At 38.0% G+C, this 24,970-nt stretch carries 28 protein-coding genes; 5 read left to right on the top strand and 23 right to left on the bottom strand.

Annotated elements, in window-relative coordinates:
• The 21 genes from FLK20_RS15710 to FLK20_RS15810 form a co-directional block, all read right to left on the bottom strand.
• Positions 1–822, bottom strand: coding sequence for a PTS system mannose/fructose/sorbose family transporter subunit IID (locus FLK20_RS15710; RefSeq protein WP_152657544.1), 822 nt, complete (start codon positions 820–822; stop codon positions 1–3).
• A complete protein-coding gene (locus FLK20_RS15715; protein ID WP_152657545.1) occupies positions 819–1,595 on the bottom strand; it encodes a PTS mannose/fructose/sorbose/N-acetylgalactosamine transporter subunit IIC in 777 nt (258 codons plus the stop codon). Before FLK20_RS15715 ends, FLK20_RS15710 begins: the two co-directional genes overlap by 4 nt.
• Positions 1,596–2,063: a PTS sugar transporter subunit IIB gene (locus FLK20_RS15720; RefSeq protein ID WP_152657546.1), complete on the bottom strand. Its 468-nt coding sequence runs from the start codon at positions 2,061–2,063 to the stop codon at positions 1,596–1,598.
• Positions 2,050–2,478: a PTS sugar transporter subunit IIA gene (locus FLK20_RS15725; protein ID WP_152657547.1), complete on the bottom strand. Its 429-nt coding sequence runs from the start codon at positions 2,476–2,478 to the stop codon at positions 2,050–2,052. Before FLK20_RS15725 ends, FLK20_RS15720 begins: the two co-directional genes overlap by 14 nt.
• 520 nt (positions 2,479–2,998) lie before the next feature.
• Positions 2,999–3,787, bottom strand: a complete 789-nt coding sequence (locus FLK20_RS15730) for an SDR family oxidoreductase (RefSeq protein WP_152657548.1) — start codon at positions 3,785–3,787, stop codon at positions 2,999–3,001.
• Positions 3,788–4,071: 284 nt separating this feature from the next.
• Complete coding sequence (locus FLK20_RS15735; protein ID WP_152657549.1) at positions 4,072–5,157, bottom strand: DUF871 domain-containing protein; 1,086 nt, start codon at positions 5,155–5,157, stop codon at positions 4,072–4,074.
• A gap of 6 nt (positions 5,158–5,163) precedes the next feature.
• Positions 5,164–5,442 (bottom strand): hypothetical protein, encoded by a 279-nt coding sequence (locus tag FLK20_RS15740; RefSeq protein WP_152657550.1) that lies wholly within the window; start codon positions 5,440–5,442, stop codon positions 5,164–5,166.
• 15 nt (positions 5,443–5,457) lie between these two features.
• Positions 5,458–6,753: a PTS sugar transporter subunit IIC gene (locus FLK20_RS15745; protein WP_152657551.1), complete on the bottom strand. Its 1,296-nt coding sequence runs from the start codon at positions 6,751–6,753 to the stop codon at positions 5,458–5,460.
• A 70-nt stretch (positions 6,754–6,823) separates the two neighbouring features.
• On the bottom strand, positions 6,824–7,135 hold the full coding sequence (locus tag FLK20_RS15750) for a PTS sugar transporter subunit IIA (RefSeq protein ID WP_152657552.1): 312 nt from the start codon (positions 7,133–7,135) through the stop codon (positions 6,824–6,826).
• A complete protein-coding gene (locus FLK20_RS15755; protein WP_152657553.1) occupies positions 7,132–7,449 on the bottom strand; it encodes a PTS sugar transporter subunit IIB in 318 nt (105 codons plus the stop codon). Before FLK20_RS15755 ends, FLK20_RS15750 begins: the two co-directional genes overlap by 4 nt.
• A gap of 482 nt (positions 7,450–7,931) precedes the next feature.
• The gene (locus FLK20_RS15760) at positions 7,932–8,075 is read right to left on the bottom strand and encodes a lmo0937 family membrane protein (protein ID WP_152657554.1); all 144 of its coding nucleotides are present in this window, start codon (positions 8,073–8,075) and stop codon (positions 7,932–7,934) included.
• A gap of 171 nt (positions 8,076–8,246) precedes the next feature.
• Positions 8,247–9,641 carry a serine hydrolase domain-containing protein gene (locus FLK20_RS15765; protein ID WP_152657555.1) on the bottom strand — a complete coding sequence of 465 codons (1,395 nt, stop codon included), beginning with the start codon at positions 9,639–9,641 and terminating at the stop codon, positions 8,247–8,249.
• A 249-nt stretch (positions 9,642–9,890) separates the two neighbouring features.
• A complete protein-coding gene (locus FLK20_RS15770; protein WP_152657556.1) occupies positions 9,891–10,619 on the bottom strand; it encodes an SIS domain-containing protein in 729 nt (242 codons plus the stop codon).
• 2 nt (positions 10,620–10,621) lie between these two features.
• Positions 10,622–11,362, bottom strand: coding sequence for a creatininase family protein (locus FLK20_RS15775; RefSeq protein ID WP_152657557.1), 741 nt, complete (start codon positions 11,360–11,362; stop codon positions 10,622–10,624).
• A 57-nt stretch (positions 11,363–11,419) separates the two neighbouring features.
• Positions 11,420–12,412, bottom strand: a complete 993-nt coding sequence (locus FLK20_RS15780; protein ID WP_152657558.1) for a phosphotriesterase family protein — start codon at positions 12,410–12,412, stop codon at positions 11,420–11,422.
• 205 nt (positions 12,413–12,617) lie between these two features.
• Entirely contained in the window at positions 12,618–13,913 is a 1,296-nt protein-coding gene (locus tag FLK20_RS15785; RefSeq protein WP_152657559.1) for a PTS ascorbate transporter subunit IIC, read from the bottom strand.
• 22 nt (positions 13,914–13,935) lie between these two features.
• Positions 13,936–14,205, bottom strand: coding sequence for a PTS sugar transporter subunit IIB (locus FLK20_RS15790; RefSeq protein ID WP_152657640.1), 270 nt, complete (start codon positions 14,203–14,205; stop codon positions 13,936–13,938).
• A 6-nt stretch (positions 14,206–14,211) separates the two neighbouring features.
• Positions 14,212–14,652: a PTS sugar transporter subunit IIA gene (locus tag FLK20_RS15795; RefSeq protein ID WP_152657560.1), complete on the bottom strand. Its 441-nt coding sequence runs from the start codon at positions 14,650–14,652 to the stop codon at positions 14,212–14,214.
• A 21-nt stretch (positions 14,653–14,673) separates the two neighbouring features.
• Positions 14,674–16,788 carry a BglG family transcription antiterminator gene (locus FLK20_RS15800; protein WP_152657561.1) on the bottom strand — a complete coding sequence of 705 codons (2,115 nt, stop codon included), beginning with the start codon at positions 16,786–16,788 and terminating at the stop codon, positions 14,674–14,676.
• Positions 16,789–17,115: 327 nt separating this feature from the next.
• Positions 17,116–18,633: a sodium:solute symporter family protein gene (locus FLK20_RS15805; protein ID WP_152657562.1), complete on the bottom strand. Its 1,518-nt coding sequence runs from the start codon at positions 18,631–18,633 to the stop codon at positions 17,116–17,118.
• A gap of 95 nt (positions 18,634–18,728) precedes the next feature.
• The gene (locus FLK20_RS15810) at positions 18,729–19,598 is read right to left on the bottom strand and encodes an N-acetylneuraminate lyase (RefSeq protein WP_152657563.1); all 870 of its coding nucleotides are present in this window, start codon (positions 19,596–19,598) and stop codon (positions 18,729–18,731) included.
• Between the two features lie 281 nt (positions 19,599–19,879).
• Here FLK20_RS15810 and FLK20_RS15815 point away from each other — a divergent pair, with 281 nt between their 5' ends.
• From FLK20_RS15815 to FLK20_RS15830, 4 genes are read left to right on the top strand one after another with little or no spacing between them, the layout of a single operon-like run.
• On the top strand, positions 19,880–20,587 hold the full coding sequence (locus tag FLK20_RS15815) for a FadR/GntR family transcriptional regulator (protein WP_152657564.1): 708 nt from the start codon (positions 19,880–19,882) through the stop codon (positions 20,585–20,587).
• Entirely contained in the window at positions 20,574–21,251 is a 678-nt protein-coding gene (locus FLK20_RS15820) for a FadR/GntR family transcriptional regulator (protein ID WP_152657565.1), read from the top strand. The genes FLK20_RS15815 and FLK20_RS15820 overlap by 14 nt, the downstream gene beginning before the upstream one ends.
• 10 nt (positions 21,252–21,261) lie before the next feature.
• Complete coding sequence (locus FLK20_RS15825; RefSeq protein ID WP_152657566.1) at positions 21,262–22,137, top strand: ROK family protein; 876 nt, start codon at positions 21,262–21,264, stop codon at positions 22,135–22,137.
• 2 nt (positions 22,138–22,139) lie between these two features.
• The gene (locus FLK20_RS15830; protein ID WP_152657567.1) at positions 22,140–22,820 is read left to right on the top strand and encodes an N-acetylmannosamine-6-phosphate 2-epimerase; all 681 of its coding nucleotides are present in this window, start codon (positions 22,140–22,142) and stop codon (positions 22,818–22,820) included.
• Positions 22,821–22,929: 109 nt separating this feature from the next.
• On the opposite strand, the gene FLK20_RS21665 is transcribed toward FLK20_RS15830, so the two are convergent.
• Positions 22,930–23,103: a hypothetical protein gene (locus FLK20_RS21665; protein WP_194165641.1), complete on the bottom strand. Its 174-nt coding sequence runs from the start codon at positions 23,101–23,103 to the stop codon at positions 22,930–22,932.
• 275 nt (positions 23,104–23,378) lie between these two features.
• Positions 23,379–24,335, bottom strand: coding sequence for a helix-turn-helix transcriptional regulator (locus tag FLK20_RS15835; protein WP_152657568.1), 957 nt, complete (start codon positions 24,333–24,335; stop codon positions 23,379–23,381).
• A gap of 113 nt (positions 24,336–24,448) precedes the next feature.
• On the opposite strand from FLK20_RS15835, the gene FLK20_RS15840 reads away from it, so the two are divergent.
• Positions 24,449–24,928: a GyrI-like domain-containing protein gene (locus FLK20_RS15840; protein WP_152657569.1), complete on the top strand. Its 480-nt coding sequence runs from the start codon at positions 24,449–24,451 to the stop codon at positions 24,926–24,928.
• Positions 24,929–24,970 lie beyond the last annotated feature (42 nt).

A 24,970-nucleotide genomic window follows, 5' to 3' on the forward strand; every position in this document is an offset into this window, starting at 1 on the left:
CTATGCTAATACACCTGCCATCGTTAATAAAATCGCTAAAATCATAATCCCTACAATTAATTGCGGGGCATACTTTCCATTCGTTTTCTTGAAGATTCTATAAACGGCAAATGTCACTAATAAGCTAAGCAGGCCAGGCATAACCTGATCAATCATCTCTTGAATTTCGATAATATTTTCACCCGCTGTAATCTGGGCATCTACATTCACTTTAATTATACTGGCTATCAATGCTCCTATAACCATCAGACCTACTACATTCGCCATACTGGCCAGCCTTTGCAGGAAATTCCCGCCGGCACCTTGAATCATTTGTACACCCTGCTTATACCCAATATGGATGCCATAATACTTCGTACCGATATTTACAGTGTTGTATAAAAGAAACATCAGAATAGGGCCAATCACACTACCATTTAAAGCTAGCGAAGCACCAATACTCCCGCAAATAGGAAGCCAGGTAAATTTAAGCAGGCTGTCTCCAATTCCAGCTAACGGACCCATTAACCCTGTCTTAATAGAGGTAACAGTTTCCTTTTCCTCTTCCGCTGTCGTTTCTTCTACTGCCGCAGAAACACCCATAATTAATGCATTCGCATTTACATGACTATTGTAAAATTCTAAGTGACGCTTCATCGCTTTTGTTTTTAATTCATCTGGCTTATCAGCATATAACCGCTCTAAAACAGGAGTAAAACTGGATAAGAAACCAATTGCCTGCATGGATTGGTAGTTGTTTGTCACATTCATTAATTGCATGCGCCAAAAAATTCGATTGAGATCTTTTTTGGTAATCTTATTTTGCTCATTATGCTCCGTCATAGATCATAATCCTCCTCATCATCAAAATCATCCGATTTCGACTCATCCTTCGTCTCCTTCTCCCGTGTAGCCAAATCGTAAAGATAAGCTAATGGCAGGGCAATCAAGGTAATTGGCAGTACCGATAAATCAAGATAAACGGCAAGTGCAAAACCTGCAATGAGGAAAACCCATAATTCACCTTTCTTAATCATCATCAGCATCAATAAACCAATACCGACAGCAGGAATAATCGAACCGGCTATCGATAATCCATCCATCACCGAATCAGGTAATGCTTCGACAGCTGTATCAATCGCACCAGCACCAAAATAGATTGCTAAGAAAGTTGGAACTGCACGGATTAAGAAAGCAAAAATCATAGGAACATATTGGATACGAAATACCTTTTTAAAATTTGCCGTTTCTGCGATTTTTTGAGCAATCGGGTTCAAATAAACAATCCCGGAACGATATAAAATTAATAATTGCTGTGCCAGTAAAGAAGTAGGGACTGCTAACGCAACAGCAGTTGCTGTTCCGCCAGAAATGATTCCAAGAGCCGTTCCAATTGCTGAACCTGTAATAATATCCGGTGCAGAATAGGCTCCGACGTTTCCTACGCCCATCCACATCACTTCCAATGTTGCTCCGATTAACAAACCAGTCTGCAAATCTCCCATAATTAATCCGACAACCGTTGAAATCAGTAACGGCCGTCTAATCATCTGTGTACCGATATCATCGATCGCACAAATACCGGCCCAAAGTGATACGAGTAAAGAGGTGACCATTTAGATGACCTCCCTCAAATCTACTTTTTCATCATTCGGAACCATTTGTACAGTGATATTTAAACCTTTTTCAAGTAATTCCTTGAATGCTTCTCTTTCTTCCGATGTTACAGACAATGCTTTGGATACTTTCTCTCTTCCTTCACGGTATCTCATTCCTCCGACATTTAGATCATCAATTGGCACACCATTCTCCACAGCCTCCAGAACATCTTCACTTGTGGTAAATAGAAGCATCGTACGGCGTGTAATCTTTTGCTTTTTAATAATTTCAGCAAACTTCTTCACTGGAAATGCTCTTACTTTAATTCCTGATGGAGCTGCCATTGTTAAAATGTTTTTCTGTGTTGCATCATTTCCGATTTTGTCATTTAATACAACAATCTGTTCAATCTTATGCATATTCACCCAGGTTGTCACAACCTGTCCATGGATTAATCTATCATCAATTCTACTAAAGCAAATCATCGTCATCGTCTCCTTCTAAATCTTTATTTGTTCTAATCGATAAACCTTGTGCGTAAGCTGTCTGAATAACTTCTTCCAATTCATTGACTTCTTTCCTGCGATTCATGAGAACCTCTAATAGCATTGGCAGGTTCACACCTGATACAATAATGGTGTCCTCTCTGGTCAGAAGGCTGCTGGCTAAATTGATTGGCGTCCCCCCGACAATATCCGTAAGAATTACCAGCCCTTTAGAAGTATCTAAGCTTGCTACCTTATCTTCCATTTCCTGCTTTAAATCATCCAGATTATCGACAACGAAAACACTGATTGTTTCATAGTTTTCCTGTTCTCCTACGATCAATTGAGCACTTTCTATTGCTGCCTTACCAAAATCCCCATGGGTCATGACCAAAATTCCAAATTCATTTGCCACGTCACTCTCCCCTTTCTATATTTCATTTCATTTTTTGAGTGCATTATCAGTTAATATTAACTTTTTAGTACACTTTTATTTTATATCATATGGAATCGTTTTCAATTTCATTATTTTCACTATTAATAATGAAATTTCACTAATCTAAAGGAAATAAAGAAAGGTGCTTTCTTTTTGGCTGAAATTGTGCACTGCATTAAAAATCCGCCATTTCTAGCGGGTTAAGCACTAGATAAAGACGGATTGCTACATTTTTATTATCTGATTTTATTTTAAAATATTATATATATATCTGGCCTTTGTGTATTCAATGAAGCTCACTTTTTGCCTGGAGCTGAGCTTGTAATTGATACGGTATATTGATAGAGTGTGACAGAAAAGAAGTTTTCAAAATATGCTATTTATTTAACTTTGGTGCTCTAAAAGAATCTTCTACTCAGCAGATTTTATAGTGTCATTAATTTAGGTACATCTTTTCCGTTTTCCATTCGGCTGTTTGTTTTTTTACGGAACGTTGGATTCAATAAGACTTCACCACTCCACCATCAATCAACAACGTCTGCCCGGTTATATACGTATTTCGATAAGATCCTAAAAAGACCGCCGCATCCGCAAATTCCTCCGCTGTGCCATATCGGCCGATTGGAATAGACTTCCGCACTTTATTTCGCCAATCCGCTAACGCAACCTGATTGCGTTCAGCATTTTGCCTATCAATATTTCGTAACCTGTCTGTATCAATTCTTCCCGGCCCAACGATATTGATTAATATCTGGTCCTTTGCATAATCCTGTGCCAGTGTTTTGCACAGAGCTTGTACACCGCTCCTGAATATATTGGAAAGCAGCAGCTCGCTGATTGGTTCTTTAATGGAAGTTGAAGCAACATATAAAATTCTTCCCCGCCCATTTTCCTTCATCAAAGGAATCGCTTCCTTGATTGCCCGGACAGAACTCATCAATGTCAATTCGAATGCATCATACCAGTCCGCTTCATCGCTGGTTTCAAAATCAATAACAGGCGGCCCTCCTGCATTACTTACTAATACATCAAGCACACCAAAATGTTTCTTCACAAAAGCAAATAAACGTTGGATATCTTCCTTTTTCGAAACATCTGTAACAAATGGAATCACTTCAACGCCTGTCCGGGACGAAATTTCAGCTGCTGTCTTTTTCAGAACATCTTCCGTTCTGCCGGTAATAATGACTGATGCTCCTTCTTCAGAGTACCTATGGGCAATTTCCCTGCCGATTCCTTTACTGGAAGCTAAAACAAGTACCTTTTTGTCCTTTAATTTCAAATCCATTATTTTTCGCTCCTTCCTCTGTTATTCATAATATATCATAGGGGATTGAGGAGTAGAAGTGTGTGCAGCTTTCCTTTATAAAGATCATTTACCCATTCTAATTGAATATAAAGAAAGGGATTATTTTTAATCGGTAATTACTAAAGGTCAAAAGTAATTAATAAGATCAAAAAAGAAGCTTTTTCAATATCTTCATATTGAACCCCGATTGAAAGATTCAATATGACTGACGACACAAAAAGACCTCTGCCCATTTCCCCGACAGAAGTCCATCATGTGTTTCTCTATATTTCTCTTAAAGTAAAGCTTGCCCAAGGATGAATGTAATCTAGTAAAAATAGCTCTTCCTTACGTACATGTCCTACTTTATTTTTTCGTTCATCTGCCGGCATGTCTTTTAAAATAACCTGAAGCTCCGCTTTATATTTTCCAAAAGAATCATTTCCAATGAATATATCTCCACGTTTTTGCGCTGGAGTTGCCGCAGATACTACTGAATGGGAAGCATATTTTTTCCGGACATCTACGGATCGAACCATATACTCGCTGATATCGCCCCGTCGTATATGCGTTTCTTCAAACATAATTGTTTTCTCAATATCGGATACATTATCTTCCAGCTCTACGGAAAGCTCAAGCCTGGCTGGATTAAGCTTTCCAAGCTGCTCCAGTTCCTTATCGCTGGCATACGCATTGCCAATAATAACATCATCAATAAGCCCTGTAGCAAACAGATGCTTTGCCTGTACATCAATTGACAGATTCCGGTGTTCTTCCAGTGTACACAGACCGTCATTAATATTCCATGGTCCCAATTCTGCATGGGCTGATGTTACAAAGGCTGCCGTACGTAAATTGTGTTTTTTAAAACGTTCGGAGCAGCTGATAAAGAATTCATACGGAAGCCCTGTATATTTTTGCGGGTAGAAATTATGACAGCCAACTAAATTTGCTGCATTTGGCTGATGTGTCATAATATTATCTAAATAAGCAACATCATTACTCATGTTCAATTCAATTTTCAATCCATACTCGTTGTAAGTCAGCTGTGCTTCTTTTAATCCGTCAAAACCTAGGTCAAGCCGGATCCCATCCGCGCCAAGCTCTGCGAAAAAGCCCGGCTCATCATAGCTGATACCAAGCTGATTAAATACAGCCGGTGCAACATCTAAGATTACCTCCATTTGCAATTCCTTCGCGCATGAAATAATATCCACAAAGTCTGCCTTGATTTCTTCTTTTGGTTTTTGCACAGAAAGCAGACAGGTAAAGACACGGCTAAATCCATAAGAAGCTGCCTTCTTCAAATAATTTTTGTCCTGCTCCGGAGTCGATTTTTCAGGATAAATGGATACACCTAAACGACGCATAGAATATTACCCCTCTCTTTGTTTTAATAATTGCTGCTGACGTTTATGTATACGTGTCAGCATTTCTCGATAAAGTGTAGAGATATAGACCGAGCATATAGTTGTTGATACAATAATAATGCTCATAAAACGGCTGCCTGTCAGAACAAACAACGCAATAGCCGCAAGAATAATCAGAATAGAAAGTCCTATTGCTTTCCATATAGATTTTGATTTTAATGTTTTTTTATTAAAATAAATAAGAGACCCGACGAAAGCTGCTGCTGCAAAGATAATTTCTAGCAAAGATAACACTCCTTTTTATGAAGTTTGTGACTCTTCTTCTGTTTGAAGCTGCTGCTTTTCAAACATTTTAAAGAACGGATAGTAAATAAGCATCGCGACGGTAAAGTTAATAATAACTAAGATGCCGGCAGTTATCGACCAATCTGTACTGATAATGGCAGCAATTGGTGATGGTACAGTAAATGGCAGCTTTGCCATTATCATTGGAATCAGGTTAAATGTAAAAAATAGATAAGCAATCACTGTATTTACAAGCGGAGCAATTATAAATGGAATCGCAAGCAGTGGATTCATTACAATCGGCGCTCCAAAGATAATTGGTTCATTAATATTGAAAAGACCCGGTATAAATGAAAGTCTCCCAAGCTCCTTTAAATATTTTGCTTTGGAAAGCATAAACAGTATCACTAAAGCCAGTGTTGATCCAGACCCTCCGATCCAGACAAACCATTGAATAAACTGCTCTGTAAAAAGTGTAGGAAGATTAGCTGCATCTCCTGTTGCTGCAAAGGTATCCATATTTTCCAAAATTGCTGCATCCCACATCGGGCGAATAACCGGTCCCAAAATAGCTGGTCCATGAATACCTAGTGTCCAGAAAAACACAATCAGGAATACTGTTAACATTCCGCCTATCAGACTATTACCTACGAGCAGGTCTTTCAGCGGCGTAACAGCCCAGGTAATGACATAATTAATATCGAAATTCAGTATGTGACGGACAAACCAGAAAAGCACGATAATAACTAATGCAGGAATTAGCGCTGAAAAGGAATTCGCAACCATCGGCGGTACAGTGTCTGGAAGTTTAATCTTAATATCCCGCTGAATAAAAAAGCGAAATATCTCTACTGTTAAAAGAGATGTAACAATACCGCCAAATAGCGATTGTGCACTTAAAGAGCTGATATCTAACCAGCGTCCTGCTTCAATAACACCATCTACACTTTCTGTTACATTTACAGGGACAACGGATGTAAGCAGAAAAGCCAATACTGCAAGCAAGCCTGCACTGAGCTGATCGACCTTATAATGTCCTGCCAGCGCATAAGCTACCCCAAAACTTGCATACAGCCCCATTGCTCCTACTGTGAAACGAAATGGGATATCCAGTACTTCACGATAAGGTGCAATAAAATCTGTATAGCCTTCAATTGGGAAGTTCAGTAATATCACAAAGAAAGAACCGATAATTGTCAGAGGCAGCGTAGAAAGCACCCCATTACGAATTGCAAGTAAATGTCTTTGTGAAGCAATCCTATGTGTCGCAGGCAATACCTTTTCTTCCAGGAAACCCATAAATTTATTCATACATATTTAACTCCCTTAACATAATAACGTTATAATGTTTTTGATTAAAAAAATATTCTTTACTGCAGCTTTACTTCGCATTGTATAAATCAATAATTTCTTTGGCAAGTTCAACCGTAGTCATCGCATTCATTAGATGATCCTGCGCGTGAATCAAAATAATTGGAAGTTCAAATGCTTCCCCAGCAGCTTCTTTTTGGATCAATTCTGTTTGGATATGATGTGCTTTTACAAACTCCTCATCTGCTTCTTTCAGCTTTGCTTTACACTCGTCCTGATCCTGCTGCTTAATAGATTGAATTGCTTCCATTGCACTGCTTCGGGCATTACCGCTATGCATAATCAACATAAAAGACTGTTCATAAAGTTCTTCTTTTGTCATGAATCAGCACTCTCATCAATTAATTTCTGAGCCTGGTTTAACACAGCGCTCCCATTAACCATGCCATAATCTCTTTGATCGATTGTAGCAACTGGAATATTATATTCCCCACCTAATTTTTTCATATCCTGAAGCATATAGCGGATTTGTGGTCCAAGTAAAATAACATCAGCCTCGCTAACATGATTACGTACTTCTGAAGCCGAAACAGCGTTAATAACAGCTTCCCTCCCTTGCTCATCTGCAGCCTTCTGCATTTTTGTAACTAGTAGACTTGTAGACATTCCCGCTGAACAACATAATAAAATATTCATACAGTTTACCTCCTATTATTTGAAAACGTATTCTTTTACTTCTTGGTAAACAATATATCACACAAATTCTTTAAAGTAAATAACGTTATAATGTTATTAACAAATTCAAACCTATTGGACTAATATTATAATTGTTTTGGGCATAAATATTTATTAATTAATTGCTAAACTTGGTTTATAAGAGATTTTAAGCAAGGAGTACTCACACGATTTTCTATTCTTAAATAAGTTTTTTACAACAGGATACCATAAAAAAACACTGGGTTCTCCATGGTATCCTTAAAGCATTAGCCACTATTCTAACTCACTTTAGGTACTGTTCCTTTTGCTAAATTGAGTTTATCCAACACCTTGAATCATAAATTATATCTAAAACAGATAATTTAGGTTCGTAAACAGATATATTCCTTTGAAATAATTAATAGAGTTAACTTTTTACTAGTTACAGAAAACCAACATTCCAATATTAAATAAGCTCTCATCTAAGGTTTACGGCCAGTTAATAGTTTTACAATCAGTATAACTAAAGCTACAACTAATAATATATGCACAAGGTTTCCGGCTATATCGCCAATAAAACCCAGCAGCCATAAAACTAAAATGATAACTATAATGGACCAAAGCATCATCTGATCTCCTTACTTCTTCTTTCAGTTACCATTCCCCATTCTTATTTTTAGTAAACAGAATTTTATACTTGCGACAGCACTGCGATAGAATATAAAATTTATTTCACTCAAAAAACCTCTGGATATTCAACTGAACACATGAATACCCAGGGGTTATCTAGCCAATTCTCAATCTACTTTTTCCAGTACTCTCTTCCCAATCAGAACAGAAGTCACCTTATCTCCATTCCTTGAAAAATAAATCCTCTCCCCTGTTTTAGCTATAAAATCATTTTCAGATATTGGATAAAAGCACGTTAATAACTTATTCTGCTTCAGGTAAAGCAAATCATTCTGTATCGATACCGAAGCTTTATTCCCTTCTGCTGATTGATATAACCCAGAAAAAATGCTTAAATCCACTTGTTTATCAGACAGTACCTGACTTTTCTTGAAAGGCTCCTCAGCCCGCTTTTCTAAAATAGTATTTAATGCAGAGACTAATATTTTTTCAGCCGGGACATCAGCCATATTCATCAAAATGGAAGCAGATATTCCTTTCTCTCTGATAACTTGAAAATTAGAGGATACTCCCTTTATACTGCCCCCATGTCCAAATCGTGTGTATTCTCCTATAGAGTTTATTTCCATTCCATAGCCATAATCGCTGCCATTAGGTAAACCAAATGCAGTTGAAGTCATTTTTTTGATTCCATCTTCTGATATAATCTTCCTTCCCTTAAAACTGCCATTTAAACGCAGCAGCTCTGCAAATCTCATTAAATCAGCAGCAGATGTTTTCCAGGATCCATTCGTGTAAATATCACCAACATCCCACCAGGCCGGTGAATGAAAAATACCTGCCTGTTCTTCTTTATATGCATATAATTCTGTTACATTTTCTCTGTTAATGATTGATTTAGTAAGGAAAAATGAATCTTTCATATCGAGCGGGGAAAATAGTTTTTCTTTAACATATTTGATAAACGGCATTCCGCTTGCCGATTCGATAATTTTTTGCAGTATCCCGAATCCTTCATTGGAATAATTAAACACAGTTCCAGGCGGACCCAGTAATTCAAAATCCATTTTACTTATTTGTTCAATCAATTCATCCACGTTTTTTATCATAGTCTGCTCATCAGGCTGCCATTTTCCAAATAAAAACGCACCATCGGGGTCAGCCATAATACTTCTGATACGGGCGTTATGAATCGAAGGTAATCCCGGCAACCCGCTGGTGTGGGTCATAAGATGTCTAACTTCCAACTGTTTCAAATAATCTTCTTTCGGCCATTTCAAATCAGGCAGCCATGCTTTCACTTTATCTTTGCCAGTTAATTTTCCTTCCTCCTCCAGTTTCATAACTATAAGACATGTCAGGGATTTGGTGATGGAAGCTACGCCAAATATCGTATCTTTTGTAATTGGCAGCTCTTCTTTCACGTCTCTATAGCCATAATAATTTTCATAAATGCTGTTGCCGTTCTGGTAAATGGTTAGTGCCATCCCGGGAATTTTTAATTCCTTACAGGTTTGGTTCAACTCGTTATTCAGTTTTTCTACAGTAGAATCAGATATCATGATTTCCTTCTCCTTATGTCATATTTAAGGTAAAATAAGTCACTGGTGTTATATTTATTTTATCTAATAATAAGGAATCATACTAATTTTCGATTTCTAATTATTTAAGTCATTAAAAAACTATCGATTCGCTTGTCTTTTAGCGAATCGATAGTTTTTCTTATACTTCCTATCTTGTAAAAAATTTTTTATATTGATTGAATCAGTTGCTCTTCCCTGACTAAATGCAATATAAAGGAAATATTATTTTTAAAGCTTCACCCGCTCTTTGTACCTCTCAATCAGCATTTGATTATGATCGTCCGATCCTTCCAGGTTTCCGCTTAAGAAAATAGGAGGTTCACAATCATTCTCTGCCATCTGCCTGATAGATTCTGCAAAAATAGCATTTAATATTGCTGCACCAATGACAGTAGAGCTTGGTGAGAATTTTATTTTTACCCTTTCATGTGACAGAAGTGCATCTCCGATTGGAGCATGATTATCAATGACTAAGTCCACTGCATCATACAAATATTTCCCGCTTTCATGACGTGACGGCTGGCTGGACGCATATGCAATGGAAGTAACACCAATAACATAAGCACCTTTGCTTTTAGCAATTTCAGCTGCATCAACCGGTACAGGGTTTCTTCCAGAAGTGGAAAGAATAATAACAATATCCTCTTGACGAATATCCTGTTCTTCCATAAAGCTTTTTGCATATTCATTTTTTCTTTCCAGATCCGATGAGCGGACAGCTCCTTCATGCAGCATCAGCGGCTCATGAAAAATAGGATGTATCGGAACCAGTCCGCCAGCGCGGTAATAGACCTCTTCCGTAAGAATGTGCGAATGCCCGCAGCCAAACAAATGAATAATTCCGCCCTGTTGAATCGCATCTGACACTTTTTCTGCTGCAGCAGTCATTGCTTTCTTTTCTTCTTTTTCAACCGTTTCCAATAAATCTGTGATTTGGTTAAAATACGAATGAATCATCGTTACTCTCCTCTCTGTCCTGTCTCATCTACACTTTCCATAATGCTGACTATATTTTCTAATGCAATATCAATGATATATTTCCCTTTCTCCGCTGTAGCGATACTGGCATCACCTAAGACGGCAGTATCTGTAAAATCCTCCCATGGTGTGGGTGTAGCGTCAGCATACATCGGTATATCAGGAATATCAGCAGGTGCTTTATCCATATCTACAAATTCCGGAGCCAGATAAAGCATGTAAGATGTTTCTATCTCATCGGCATGAAAATAGGTATTATGAGAAGCATTTTTATCCCGGATCTCTTCTGCAGCCTTGCTCATACCTGGATAAAAGAAATAGAATACACGCATTTCCGGACAGGATTCATATAATTCACGAGCTGCTTCTTTTAATGCAGTCTGATTTCCCAAATGTCCATTCACCATTGCAAATGTTTTAAATCCCTGCTTATAAAGGCTTTCTCCAATATCAACCAGAAATGCAATAAGGGCATGATTACTTATATGAATACTTCCCGGGAAATTACGCAGACTCCACACCTGCCCATAAGGTAATACAGGCAGGACCAACCCATGAACACGTTTTGCTATTTTATGTGACAAACGTTCAGCAAGAATATTATCGGTCCCGAGCGGCAAGTGGGGACCATGGGCCTCTACTGCACCAATCGGTAAAATAGCTACTTTAGATTGATTAATTTTTTCCTTCACTTCAAAAGAATTCTCATATTGGAATTCCATCTTCTTCATCACCTGCTTTTTCATCCGTTATCTTGACGTTAAAATTGCTTGTACACTCTATTTTTTAAATGTAAAACAGCGTGCCGGGTTATGGATAAAGAACTTATCAATTAGTTTTTCACCATCAAACCCATTTCTATATGCTTCGTCAATAAAGCGTGGAACCCATTTCCTAATAATATATTCCAATCCTAAGCCATAGTCATAATGCTTATAATAGGATTTTCTTGCTGTGTCCCCGCTGACAAGAATCTGGTCTTCATACCCTTTTCTGACCAGTTCTAAAATACATTGAATACGTGTACTTTCCGGGGCATATTTAATTTTTGAAATACCATCAAATGAAAGATAGGCGCCCGTTTGTGCGATTTGCTCATGGTAGTACGGGTCCGGATTACGGTCCATATGCCCAAAGCTCATATACTCCAGGTTAACGCTTTCCTTTTGCAGCAGTTCAATCTGTTCCAGCCCCATTGTTCCAGCTTCCGTATGAGAATGCATTGGAGCTTTTGTTTCATGATGTGCAATGGCTACTGCACGCAATGTTTTTATTTCTAATGGTGTTATGCGATTATAGCCTGTACCAAACTTCACCTGCCCGCCTTGTATTCCGGTTCCTTCTAATCCTTCTTCTATTTCACGAATAACAAAGTCAGCCAGCTCATGAACAGATTTCGCATCAATCCATTGATAATACGTGACATAATCCCCTGTCACTTTTTTTACATGCTCTGGTATTGAGGCATCCCATAGAAAGCTTTTATTAAAACCGGCTGTACCAATAATCGTGATACCGGTCTCTTCTGCAATTTCTTTCACTGCTTGTATATCACGCCCATAATCCACAGCAGTTGCATCCACAATTGCCTGTCCGCCAAGCTTTTGAAAATCCAGGACATCCTGCTTTGATTTATCTTTATCATCCAGAAGCAAATCATCCTTTTTTTGCTCAATCCAGTATGGCGGCCGGCAGACGATATGTTCATGTGAATAGGTGAAGCCTAAAGCGGAAGGCTCAATATCGCCGTGAAATGTCCTGATAAAACTCATTAGAATCCCTCCAGTTGTTCAGTTTATATTAGTGTACGTTCAAAAAGTGCCGAATGGAGTCTTGAAGATCAAGGCGACATGATTTTAACAAACGGGCTTCTCACGTGTTGTGATGAGACTTCTGCGTTGTCCATACGACGTTGCTTTTTAGCAGAAGGCCATTAGCTCGCCGCTTATCATTTGAGTCCTTTTTGAACATCCTCTATTAGAAGAATAACTGTGCTAATAATCGGATGATCGGTCCCAATATAAACATATCAGAATCCGCAGCCCACATAGCTGTATCTGGCACAGTACCTGGTAAAAGCATTTTTACCATGATAAATTGTCCCCAGGCAACGACTGTAGCTGTAATAAATCCGCCCATGACAGCTCCTCTGACACCACCTGTTGCATTTCCAAATACTCCTGCCGTTGCAGAGTGGAAGAATAAAACAATCATAGTTGGGACAAACACATAGCTGACTGTATTTCCTAACACGACTAACCAGATTAAAGCTCCGACAAACGCTCCGAGGAAACCTAAAATAACAGCATTTGGTGCAAATGGGAATACTACTGGACTATCAAGAGCAGGCTTTGCTCCCGGAACAATCTTCGTCGCAATCCCTTTAAAGGCAGGAACCATTTCTCCAATAAACATGCGTACCCCTAAAAGAACAACTGCAATTCCCGCTGCAAATGTAAATGATTGAATAATTGCATAGACAATAAAGTTCTGTTCTCCAGCAGCAGCTACCAGCTCTTGTGCGCCCGGTGTATCTTTAAAGGAAATAATAATCGCTCCAACTAAAAATAACAGTCCCATTGTTAGGGCAGTAATAACATTTGAATCTCTTAAAAACTCCAATCCTTTTGGCAGTTTAATTTTTTCAGAGTCATTCTCTTTGTTACCGAAATATTTACCAGCCAAAGCACTTAATAAAGAAACAGAAGCAGATGTGTGACCGAGAGCGATATTATCGTTGCCCATAATTTTTCGCATAAATGGCTGTGTTAAGGCAGGCTGCACGGTCCAATATACGCCCATAATAACTGCTAAAAAGATAACCAGTTTAACAAAGGAAACATCTCCTGCTGTCTGAATCACAATACCTGCAAAAATGGTCGTCGTCCAAAACATCATATGTCCAGTCAAATAAATATATTTCAGCTTCGTAAATCTGGCTAAGAGAACATTAATAACAAAGCCAAGCGTCATTGCCAGCGTCACCGCACTGCCATACCTTGCATTAAAAGCTTCCTGTCCCATAAAGCTTCCAAGCGGTTCTTCTGATAAATTAAATACTTCCTTCCACAGTGGTTCAAATACTGTCAGTGCACCAGTAATGACACCTGCTCCAGCAGAGATAATCAAGAAACCAATGATTGCTTTGAATGTACCGCTAATAACCTGACTTGTGCTCTTTTTCTGTAATAGTAAGCCTAAAAGAACGATAAATCCCAGCAGAATTGCTGCTTGTCCAAAAATATTCGTGGCAATCCAGAAAATCACATCCATCGTAATTCCCTCCTCTATTTATTTAATTCACCAGATTCTCATCAATCACTTTATTTATCTCATCCATGTCAAAATAATTATTAACGATCAGAACCTTTGCCTGATGATCCGTCAGACTCTCTGCTAATTCGGTGCCGGTAATGATATAATCTGCGTCCATGTTGGAAGCTGAGGAGACATCTGTATGTTCCACATCCGCACCAATCCCTCTATCCGCTAATGCCTGCTCTATATTCATTTTTAAAATCAAACTTGTTCCCTGCCCCAACCCGCAAACTGCCAATACTTTTATCATTATTCATCTCTCCATTTCCACTATTTTTTTTATTTCTTCATACGTTTCTGCTGCAGTTAATTTTTCTACATTGCCTGAATCATTCAAAAGCATGGTAAGCTTGCGAAGCAGTGTTAAATGTTCCTCGCTGGATGATGCACCTAAACCGAATACAAGCTGTACCGGATCATTAGCCGAATGGCCAAATTCAACCGGATTCTTTAACTGCACCAGAGATACAGATGCTTCCTTTCCCCCATCCTCTGGTCTTGCGTGAGGAATAGCAATATGTGGTGCCAGCACAAAATATGGTCCATTTTCTTTATACGCATCTTTCATCGCTTTAACATATGATTCTTCGATAAGCTCACCCTCTACTAACAGATTACCAGCAGCTTCAATCGCTTCATAAGCATTAGAAACTTCCACCCCAACCTTAACGATACTTTCTTCTAAAAACCTCATAACTATTAATCACCTGCCCCTTTACTCCTGATTGGCTTCTGTTGAATAGCGCTGTATCCAATCCATGATAACCTGCTTATCTCTCGTTGCTATAATTTCTTTCTTTGCCTCCTTATTGGAGAATAGCTTTGTTAATTGTGACAAAGCTTTTAAATGTTGTTCGTTATCTTTGGAAGCCAATATAACAATAATTGTTGCTGGTTTCCCTAATATATCCACCGGCTCGTCTAGATGAAGCATACTCATTCCTGTTGTAACCACACCGTCATCAGGGGTTGCATGAGGAAGTGCAAATTGATCAGATATGATAATATAAGGACCTGATTGATGCACATTTTCAATCATTTTATTCAGGTAGGTTTCCTTAATATACTCTTGATTCAGCAATGGTTCAGAAGCAAGTTTGATCGCTTCCTTCCATCCTTCTGCCTGCTTTTTTAATACAATCCTGTCGGAAGGCAAAAGCTCCATTAAAGTTGGCTTATCTGTTTTACTGCCAACATGAAAGGGGGACTGGAGATAACTGCGAATCTCTTCAGAAAGTAATTCATTATGTTCTACAACCGCATACTTTTTCACAATATCCATCAGCGTTTCAACAGAGTAAATCTGATTTTCTTGTGAATAACTGAATAAAATATTCACTTTTTTTAACAGCTGCTCTTTTTCCTTGTTATCTAAAACCGGATTAACAACAAAAACAGGCACACCCTGGTCGGGCAGCGGAATCGTTGAAACTATAAAATCCACATCCAAATTCATTTTTTCATATTCCCTCAAGGATGTAACACCAATCATCTTGACATCAGAGAATAATCCTTTCAGCTGGCTTTCCAGCAATCTGGATGTCCCCAAACCATTCGTACAAACAATCAGCATCTTTGTCTGCGTCTTTCCCAGCTGGACTCCTTCCTTACGAAGCCAGCCGCCGAAATGCATTGCAAGAAAAGCAATTTCATTTTCATTGATTGGCTTTCCAATAACATTTTCAAAGTGATGCACAACCTTTTTCGTTAAATGGAAAACCTCAGGATAATTCCGCTTCACAGAATCCCGTAACGTGTTTTCAATTTCAATTCCATATTTCATTCGATAGAATGCAGGCTTCGCGTGCAGGAGTAGATTTTGCATCATCTGTTCAGCATCGCGAAATTCAATCGCTGCATACAATTGAAAATCACGAACCATCTTTTTTACTACCTGAATCAGCGTTTTCATTTCCTCGCTTTGAAATCCTGGATTAAAATTATAATTCACTTTGGCACCTAGCAGGTATTTCGAAAAATAAAGCTGCTCATTTAACGGTATTTCTATCTGTAAAGCTGCTGATAACTTACTACATAAGGCACATACTCCTCTATATTCATCCGTTGCTTGAATAACTTCTTTTTCAACGGCATCTACTTCAACAAATTCTTCTTTGACAATCCGCTTCAAGAAGAAATAGAACCAGACAACGATATTCGTTAACACTTCATCCGTCAGCTCCACCATAAATTGCTTCTCATACTCATTTAACAGCTGGTTTAACAGCTGCATCCATGAAAGATCCAAAATAGCATAAGGCTTATATGCCTGATCTCCAGCACTGGATACATTGGTCAGAAAGTTATACCAGCCTTCCTTTGGTATAACAATCGATAAACAATGAATCAGTACTCTCCTGATATCGTTTTCCTTTCCTTCAATATGATAGCCAGTTCTACGTTGCGAATATAAGTGCAGCTGGTAAGGCTTAAGTTTATTCTTTAATTTTCTTATATCCTCTAATGCTGTATTTCTGCTCACTTGAAAAAGTTCACGAATATCCTTCAGAAAGTATGCCTTATTTGCTCCAGTCAAATGAAGATAAATCCATGCCTGTCTTTCTGCTGCAGAGAATTCATAATACGGTATATCAGATACAGAATAACCTGCCAGGATTGCTTTTTTCGCTTCATGTTCGATATACAAGCCCTGCCCTCTTACTTGCTTCACTGCTTCCAAATGATTTTCGCTCAACCAGTCATTGACTTTAACGAGATCGCTATAAATGGTACGTCGCGATACATTTAACATTGCTGCCAGTTTTTGAACGGTGATATATCCATCCTGCTTCAACAACTGATTCAAAACTGCCATACTGCGCTGATCCATTATGCGACACCTTCAATCTATTTTTTAGAATTAGTATGTGCCTTTAGATTTATTATAGTCAGAGATTACTATTACAGTAAGACCAAATACACCACAGTGAAGTTTGAAAAAATAGGTGGAATATAAAGGTATTTATGTTTCTATTACCCAAAAATTGCAAGAAAATAAGTAGATTCAGCAATTAGCAAAGATAGGTTCATTTTCTGCCTGCCAGCTTGCTATATATTTCTTTCTACTTACCTATTTGTACAGAAATGACACTCTCTTAAATTTTTACACATAAAAACACTTCTGCCCATCACAATATGAACAGAAGTGTTTGTAATCTCACTCCGCCTTACTTATTGGCTGAATATATTCATCGCCTTTTGTATAAATAGTTAATCCTTTAATATTTTTCCCCCGATTGGAGAATACAAAACTTGCCAGGTAACCCGCAACAAAAGCAACTAAAAAGGAAACCATACTAACAGCAAATGGCGTTAAATCCGTACCTTGAACAAAATATGCCACGATAGCTGCTGTTCCCAGACCAATAAAAACGCCAGGTGTGTTTGCCCGTTTTGTTAATATTCCTAATGCAAAAACCGCTGCGATTGGAACCCCAAATAGTCCGGTTATACTTAAAAATAGATTCCACGTTTCTGCCCTATTTGTAGAAACCAAATAGAGTGCTGCTGCCATCCCCAATATTCCTGCAATGATAACTACCAATCTTGCAAGTAATACATCATTTCCCTTCTTTTCTTTTTCTAAGAAACGCTGCTTAAAATCTGTAATGACACAAGCAGAAATACTATTTAAACTGGAAGAAATCGTTGATTGTGCTGCGGCGAATATCGCAGCAATTAATAATCCCGCTACCCCAGATGGAAGGGTTGTTACGATAAAGTAAGGGACAATCGCCGAAGTATTTACTTCTTCCGGCAAACCTCCTGAATGGGAATAGTAACTGTGTAACATCGTTCCCATTCCATAAAATACCGGGATGGTAATCAATGCAAGGATTCCGTTTGTCCAGAGTGATTTATTTGTTTCGTTTATCGACCTGGTTGTTTGATAACGCTGGACGACATCTTGGCTAGCTGTATACTGATGCAAATTATTAAAAATTGATCCTAAAAAGATGATAGGTATCGCAGCTGCAGCTGTGCCGAACTGAAAATTTTCTGTTGTTATCAGCTTATCATCCGCCAATGCATCGGTGAACACAGTTGAAAATCCGCCATTTATATAGTTTATTCCAATTATAATGACCAGTATTGCTCCCCCAAGCAGGATAATCCCCTGAATAACATCGCTCCATATTACTCCTTCCATTCCTCCAAGGAAGGTATAAATAATACATAAGACGCCAATGATGGAGGCAACCAATACCGGATTTATATCTGAAACCGAGGTAATGGCAAGTGTAGGTAAATAAACGACAATGGCAACACGGCCAATGTGGAACAAAATAAATAGTAAACTCCCTACTACTCTTAGTGATGCCCCAAATCTTGCCTCTAAATATTCATAAGCACTCGTCACATTTAATTTTCTGAAAAACGGGATATAAAAATAGATTAAGATGGGAATAATCGCAAAAATAGCAAGATTCCCTGCTGCATAAGACCAATCTGTCAAAAATGCCTGTTCAGGTGTAGACATATACGTAATCGCACTCAATGTCGTAGCGTAGATACTGAACCCGGCCGCCCAGGCAGGTATTTTCCCGCCGGCTGTAAAAAACTCATCTGTATTTTTACCCGCTCTTTTTGTAAAATAAAGCCCTACTGCCAGCATCGCAATTAAATATACAATTATCACCATCCAATTAAATGTTCCAAGCCCTACTTTATCCATCTTATTTCACTCCCAGAATTATAAGATTTTATGCACCCATTGATAAAGCGCTTTCAAATTAGATTTAAAAGCCGTGTAAAAAGCGGCTTTTCCCCCTATAATTGAAATTGCTCCACTAATTTAACTACTTCTCTGCGCTTTGATTCATCAAAGGCTTTCATCGGCTTCTTCGTAGTTCCTGCATCGATTCCTTTTACTTTTAAAATTTCTTTTAAAGTCTGATAGATACCTAAATCAAGAACCTGTTCAATTAAATCATTGGTAAGATGCTGGATTTCATAAGCATCTGCAACTTTATCCTGAAGGCAAAGATTAAAAATTTGTTTCGCCCGTTTGCCATTGACATTAAAGGTGCTTCCGATTGCTCCATCCACTCCTGAAATTGCTCCGTAAACTAACATTTCATCAAAACCGGAATAAATCAGCTTATTTGGAAACTTATTTCGCAGCCGTTCCAGCAGAAATAAATTGCTATCTGTAAATTTAACACCAATTACTTTTTCATTTTGGAATAATTCTTCAAACTGATCCGTTGAAATAGTGACACCCGTTAATGAAGGAATGGCATAAATGATCATATTATAGTTTGTTTTTTCAATAATTGTTTCATAATAGTCCCTTACCTCTTCAAAACTGAATGGATAATAGAACGGCGTCACCGCAGATAGACTGTCATACCCTAATTCTGTAGCGTATTGTCCCAGCTCAACAGCTTCATCTAAATTAATAGAACCAACCTGGGCAATTAATTTCACATCTGATTTTGCTTCCTCTTTGACTGTTTTAAAAATAAATTTCTTTTGTTCCACGGATAGCATAAAGTTTTCTCCGGAACTTCCATTCACATACAATCCATCAACTTGTTGTACATCAATATTTTGTCTCACTATCTCCCTTAAACCTTTTTCTTTTATATTTCCCTGTTCGTCAAAAGGGACCAATAACGCCGAGAATATGCCTTTCATAAAAAATACCTCCTAAGTAATTGAAATAAATAGCTATTCAAATATATAATATGGTCAGACCAATTTTGTTATGTTCATCATAGAAGGAGTTATTCAGATTGTCAAGATAATTTTTAGTAAATTTCAATTATTGTATCCGCTTTATAAGCTAAAGCTTTTACCTGACAATGATTTTAGATTGATTGTTCTTTCCGTTACTGAAATAATTGCTGTCTACTTTTACCCTGCTGCTCACGCTGCTCCCTTCGTGTGTTATGATTATTCTATTAGGAGTGGTGTATATGACAATTCAAAAAACATCATTGGTAGAAATCACAATGGATCGGATAAAGGCCTATATTCTTGAAAATAAATTAACAGAAAACGATAAACTGCCAACGGAAAAAGAGCTTGTTGAAAAGCTTCAAGTAAGCAGGACCGTAGTTAGAGAGGCTTTGAGGTCATTAGAGTCTATCGGTATTCTAAAAATTAAACCCGGCGGTGGTGTTTTTGTTGGAGATTCCAATTTCCGTTCCATTAAAACGATCTTAAAACATCATTATGATACTCATGGAGTAAAAATCAGAGAATTAGTCGAAATAAGAAAAATACTTGAGCTGGGCGCTTTAAGACTGATTATTGAAAAAAATATTGATGTAGATTTCAAATACCTGGAAAAACTGAATCAGGAATATTATCAAGCAATTAAGCACGGTTCAGATACAAAAAAATATGACCAGCTTTTTCATCAGCATCTTATCAAAGAAGCCGACAATAAGACCTTTTACAATTTTACAGAGATTATTCGAGAATATTTTTCACTTGTAAAGATTGATTTAGTGCAAAATCAGGAGGACTTGTTAACATCTTTTCAGGAACACAATGAAATACTTGCAGGTCTCAAGAAAAAAAATCTGGAATACAGCCATAAAATCATGTCTGTACATTTTGAACCTATCTTTGAATATATTTATGAAATGGAAGGGTTAAAAGAAAATGGAACCAATTAATGCATCGGAAAGAAAATCTTTAAAACAAACGATCATTCAGGAAGTAAAACAATATATTATCGATAATAATCTTAAAGCAGGCGATAAGCTCCCTACGGAGAGAAAATTTATGGAGATATTCGGGGTGAGCCGTTCTGTCATAAGAGAAGCTTTAAGTTATTTGGAAAATACAGATGTTATCAGAGTGCGGCAAGGACAAGGTGCTTTTTTAAATGAATCCAATATTGAAAAACTGCTTGATAATTTCTTTTTTCTATGGCAGGTGAATGGCGGGAACCTCAAAGATATTCAAAGCTTACGTGTCATATTTGAATCCAGTGCAATGGAAGAAATTATTAAGAATGGAAATACGGCAGATCTTCTTGAAATGAAAGAATCAATAAACCGAAATAGAGAAGCTGCGGGCAAGGAGGCATTTAAGGAAGCTGATATGGACTTCCATAAGCGGCTGCTAGAGGCTACAAATAATATTTTGTTCATACAAATGACAAATATGATTACCAGCTATTTCTTTGAATCCGCATCACGTATTGATATCACTTATCAAGAATTTCAGAAAATATGCGATGAACACGAAAAAATGATAGATATGCTTATTAGCAATGATGTTGAAGGCGCTAAAAGTCTATTAACGACCCACATAAATAATACGAAGAAAGTATAGGTGGTTATAGGTGAATTATGTATCGATTGATATTGGCGGGACTTTCATAAAATTTGGCGTAATGGATGCGGATCACTCGTTTTCGTTTCAAAGCAAGGTGGAGACAAAGGTAAATACAGATGATGCGATCTATTACCAGGCAGAAGAAATTATTTCCGAACAAATGAATAAATACACGATTACAGGAATCGGTATCAGTACAGCCGGCATTGTTGATCGAAATAAAGGAGAAATTATCTATGCAGGTCCTACTATTCCCAATTACGCAGGAACAGCATTTAAAGAGCGGCTGACTAAAAAATTCAACATCCCGGTATATGTCGAAAATGATGTGAATGCAGCAATGCTGGGAGAAATTTGGAAGGGTGCTGGCAAAGGAGCCGATAATGTATATTGTTTAACACTGGGCACAGGCATCGGCGGCGCCCATTATGATAACCGCCAGATTACGGATGGATCCCATTTGAAAGCTGACTCTATCGGCTATACTTTATATAATCCGGAGACAAAATCGAATTACGAGACAAGAGCATCCACCTCTGCTCTAAATAATGCTTTAAAAAAGGAGCTGGGCGATTCATTTGGTTCAGAGAAGGCATTTGAACTGGCGCGTTCTGGAAATAAGAAATGCTCCGACATCATTCAAAGATGGGGCACAGAAGTAGCAAGCGGACTCGCGCAAATAATTCTGATAAAGGATCCTTCTATCATTATTGTAGGCGGAGGAATTTCAAAGCAAGGTGATTATTTACTTGATTTGCTCAAAGAACGGTTAAATATTTTTCTTCCGGACAATTTTTTAGAGACAAAATTAAAAATAGCACAACTATATAATGATGCTGCTTTATATGGAGCAGTTTTTCCATTCTTTAAGGAGGACCTTTAAAAATGTTAGAACAAGTTAAAAACGGTTTAATTGTTTCTTGTCAAGCACTGCCTGACGAACCATTGCACAGCTCTTTTATCATGTCGAAGATGGCATTGGCTGCAAAAGAAGGCGGTGCAGCCGGTATTCGTGCCAATACTAAAAAGGATATCGTGGAAATCAAAAAAGAAGTTGATTTGCCAGTTATTGGGATTGTTAAAAGAGACTACCCCGACAGCTCTGTTTTCATTACTGCCACAGCAAAGGAAATTGATGAGCTTTTGTCGAGCGGCTGTGAAATGATTGCCATGGATGCCACAGCAAGACCAAGACCAAATAATATCGAACTCAGCGAATTAGTAAAGTATATCAGAAAACAAAATAGTACTATTGAAATCATGGCTGATATCGCCACTGTAGAGGATGCCAAAATGGCCGCACGTCTCGGATTTGACTGTATCTCCACCACCCTTCACGGCTATACGGAAGAGACAGCCGGGGAAAAGCTCTATCATAATGATTTCCAATTTTTAAAAGATGTACTGGCTGCTGTTCAGATTCCTGTCATTGCAGAGGGAAATGTGATTTCTCCTGAGATGTTTAAGCGCTGCCTGGAGCTTGGTGCTTATGCGAGTGTTGTTGGCGGTGCAATAACGAGACCAAAGGAAATTACCAGAAGGTTTATTGAAGGTTCGTTAGGTTAAGATTTTTCATCTTAACAAAATAAAACCTTTTTCACAAATTCAAGTTAATCCTTTTGCATGAAAAGGATTAACTTGAATCAATGGAAAACTGAGTTTTTCAAACTGAAATTTATTTACCTATCTTATGGAGAACAATATAAGCTGCACCAATCATCCCCGCATCGTTACCTAATTTAGCAAGCTGGGACCTTGAAACTTTTTTATATTTTTGAATTAGACTTAGCAGCATAAAGTAATGATATTTTCTAATTCGTCCTTGATCATATCTTAAATTCAATGTCATTATTTCTCCTCCCGCATTCATGATAACTAAATTTCTGTCTTTTTTCTTACATGCCATCTATTTAAATGTCCTATCATTCTACACAATGTTTAACCCCATATTGTTGTAAATTATACCCGATAAAGCTGTAATAGCCGCTAACTATAACCTATCTAATTTAAATGGTATAGATATGTATTCAATAATATAATTTCTTATTTATTAAATCCGGAGAGACCCATCTTATTAATCCTACCATAGTGTATAGCTGCAATTAACTTTAATTCCCCTTTTCACTAATACAATCTCACTTTTTCCCGTAATTTCTCCAACACCTCCCCCGGTACTTCCCTGACCGTAACATCCTCCCCAAGAAAAAGCAGCCAGCTAACCATCTCACTCATCTCCTCCTCCTTCCCCACATCAACAAAAGTGTTTAAACGGGCACTAGTCTGGTAAGGATTAGTATAAGAAATAGAAACAGTCAGCGGATGATACTTCCTAAACTGAGCAATCGCCTTTGGACCCAGATCAAGCACAAGATTAACAGCTTTTTTCTGTCGGCGCTGCTTCTCCAAAATCTTTTTTCTGCTCATTCTATTTTTAACAGGATAGGGTTTAACATCAGTCAGATGATCTACAGGAATAATTTGCGGCTTTTCCGCTTCCAGGTGGAAACCTTCAATCAGCCAGCGGCTTTTTTCACGATAAAGGTGCAGAAGACAAATTGGATAGGACTTGCGTTGCTCTCCCTCCTGCACAGTAATCCATAAATAGCTGTCTAAAAGAATGTTTTCGATAAGCTGTTCCAGCATAGGATGAGGCAAGTCAGACAGATCAAGCAGATCAGGATTATTGGGATTGGTTCCTTCAAACAGCAGAATTTGATTTAAAAGAACCAGCTCATCCTGCTGATTTTCAGAGATAAGGCCAAGCAATTTTTCAGCTAAGGACTGGCGGCTTTTTAAATAAGGGAGCTGCTGATTTCTCGTAGCCATAAAAGCAAGAAAAAGAGCTTTTATCTCATTGTCTGTAAAGCGGACAGTAGGAAGGACAGAATTGTTCATGACAAAGTAGCCCCCGTCCCTTCCTACTTCAGCGACAAGCGGCATTCCCATCGCTTCAATTTCCCGTATATCTCTAATAGCTGTCGATCTGGAGATGTTAAACTCCTGCATGATTTCTGATATGGTAAAACGGGAACGATTGTTGATATAACGCATGATCGTATTAATCCGCTCAACTTTTTTCATGATATCCTCCTAAACAGTATCATTTTTTGACATGATTTAAGGTTAGTATAAACGTATCAAATGAAAAGACAACTCATTTGATACAATTTCTAAAAAAAAGGATGGTTTTGAATATGGCTAATTATACTTTAGAAGAAAAAGACAGCTTTGTTGTATTAGGTTTTGGAACAGAACTGAAGAGTGACTATACAGATTACATGGGCATCAATAAAGAAAAGGCTGATTTTTGGAATAAAGTCAATGAAGATGGAACACTTGATAAATTAAAGACCGTTGCTGAAAATGACTATATTTTTATTGTGAATGAAGCGGTCAATAACAAAATGATGCATTATGCCGGTGTGATGACAAAGGAAACATTACCTGATGCAACGAGGGTGATTCAATTTCCTAAAGGGGAATATGTTGTTGTTAAAGGAGAAGCGGAAACTGCTGAAGCCCTGCATGAGACATTGACTGGCATGGCTTTTGGCGAAGCTTTGATAGAAGCACAGGAAGTGGAATATGTCGGAGGACCAAATACTTCTATAGAGATGGGACAGCGTGACGGTAAAGTGTTTGGTGAGATGTGGATTCCGGTTGTGCGGAAGTAGAATAAATTATCTTTTAGCTAAGAGCAGCACCCCGCCTATGTT

Source organism: Oceanobacillus sp. CFH 90083, from assembly GCF_009389585.1.
In the GTDB taxonomy this organism is placed as follows: Bacteria; Bacillota; Bacilli; order Bacillales; family Amphibacillaceae; genus Oceanobacillus.

Coding starts and splice junctions, on each gene's coding strand:
- FLK20_RS15830 (WP_152657567.1), top strand. CDS start 22,140: ATGTTAGAACAAGTTAAAAACGGTTTAATTGTTTCTTGTCAAGCACTG.
- FLK20_RS15795 (WP_152657560.1), bottom strand. CDS start 14,652: ATGAGGTTTTTAGAAGAAAGTATCGTTAAGGTTGGGGTGGAAGTTTCT.
- FLK20_RS15820 (WP_152657565.1), top strand. CDS start 20,574: ATGGAACCAATTAATGCATCGGAAAGAAAATCTTTAAAACAAACGATC.
- FLK20_RS15835 (WP_152657568.1), bottom strand. CDS start 24,335: ATGAAAAAAGTTGAGCGGATTAATACGATCATGCGTTATATCAACAAT.
- FLK20_RS15765 (WP_152657555.1), bottom strand. CDS start 9,641: ATGATATCTGATTCTACTGTAGAAAAACTGAATAACGAGTTGAACCAA.
- FLK20_RS15730 (WP_152657548.1), bottom strand. CDS start 3,787: ATGGATTTGAAATTAAAGGACAAAAAGGTACTTGTTTTAGCTTCCAGT.
- FLK20_RS15815 (WP_152657564.1), top strand. CDS start 19,880: ATGACAATTCAAAAAACATCATTGGTAGAAATCACAATGGATCGGATA.
- FLK20_RS15745 (WP_152657551.1), bottom strand. CDS start 6,753: ATGAATAAATTTATGGGTTTCCTGGAAGAAAAGGTATTGCCTGCGACA.
- FLK20_RS15805 (WP_152657562.1), bottom strand. CDS start 18,633: ATGGATAAAGTAGGGCTTGGAACATTTAATTGGATGGTGATAATTGTA.
- FLK20_RS15715 (WP_152657545.1), bottom strand. CDS start 1,595: ATGGTCACCTCTTTACTCGTATCACTTTGGGCCGGTATTTGTGCGATC.
- FLK20_RS15840 (WP_152657569.1), top strand. CDS start 24,449: ATGGCTAATTATACTTTAGAAGAAAAAGACAGCTTTGTTGTATTAGGT.
- FLK20_RS15750 (WP_152657552.1), bottom strand. CDS start 7,135: ATGACAAAAGAAGAACTTTATGAACAGTCTTTTATGTTGATTATGCAT.
- FLK20_RS15720 (WP_152657546.1), bottom strand. CDS start 2,063: ATGATTTGCTTTAGTAGAATTGATGATAGATTAATCCATGGACAGGTT.
- FLK20_RS15755 (WP_152657553.1), bottom strand. CDS start 7,449: ATGAATATTTTATTATGTTGTTCAGCGGGAATGTCTACAAGTCTACTA.
- FLK20_RS15775 (WP_152657557.1), bottom strand. CDS start 11,362: ATGGAATTCCAATATGAGAATTCTTTTGAAGTGAAGGAAAAAATTAAT.
- FLK20_RS15780 (WP_152657558.1), bottom strand. CDS start 12,412: ATGAGTTTTATCAGGACATTTCACGGCGATATTGAGCCTTCCGCTTTA.
- FLK20_RS15785 (WP_152657559.1), bottom strand. CDS start 13,913: ATGGATGTGATTTTCTGGATTGCCACGAATATTTTTGGACAAGCAGCA.
- FLK20_RS15760 (WP_152657554.1), bottom strand. CDS start 8,075: ATGCTTTGGTCCATTATAGTTATCATTTTAGTTTTATGGCTGCTGGGT.
- FLK20_RS15800 (WP_152657561.1), bottom strand. CDS start 16,788: ATGGATCAGCGCAGTATGGCAGTTTTGAATCAGTTGTTGAAGCAGGAT.
- FLK20_RS15770 (WP_152657556.1), bottom strand. CDS start 10,619: ATGATTCATTCGTATTTTAACCAAATCACAGATTTATTGGAAACGGTT.
- FLK20_RS15710 (WP_152657544.1), bottom strand. CDS start 822: ATGACGGAGCATAATGAGCAAAATAAGATTACCAAAAAAGATCTCAAT.
- FLK20_RS15810 (WP_152657563.1), bottom strand. CDS start 19,598: ATGAAAGGCATATTCTCGGCGTTATTGGTCCCTTTTGACGAACAGGGA.
- FLK20_RS15735 (WP_152657549.1), bottom strand. CDS start 5,157: ATGCGTCGTTTAGGTGTATCCATTTATCCTGAAAAATCGACTCCGGAG.
- FLK20_RS21665 (WP_194165641.1), bottom strand. CDS start 23,103: ATGACATTGAATTTAAGATATGATCAAGGACGAATTAGAAAATATCAT.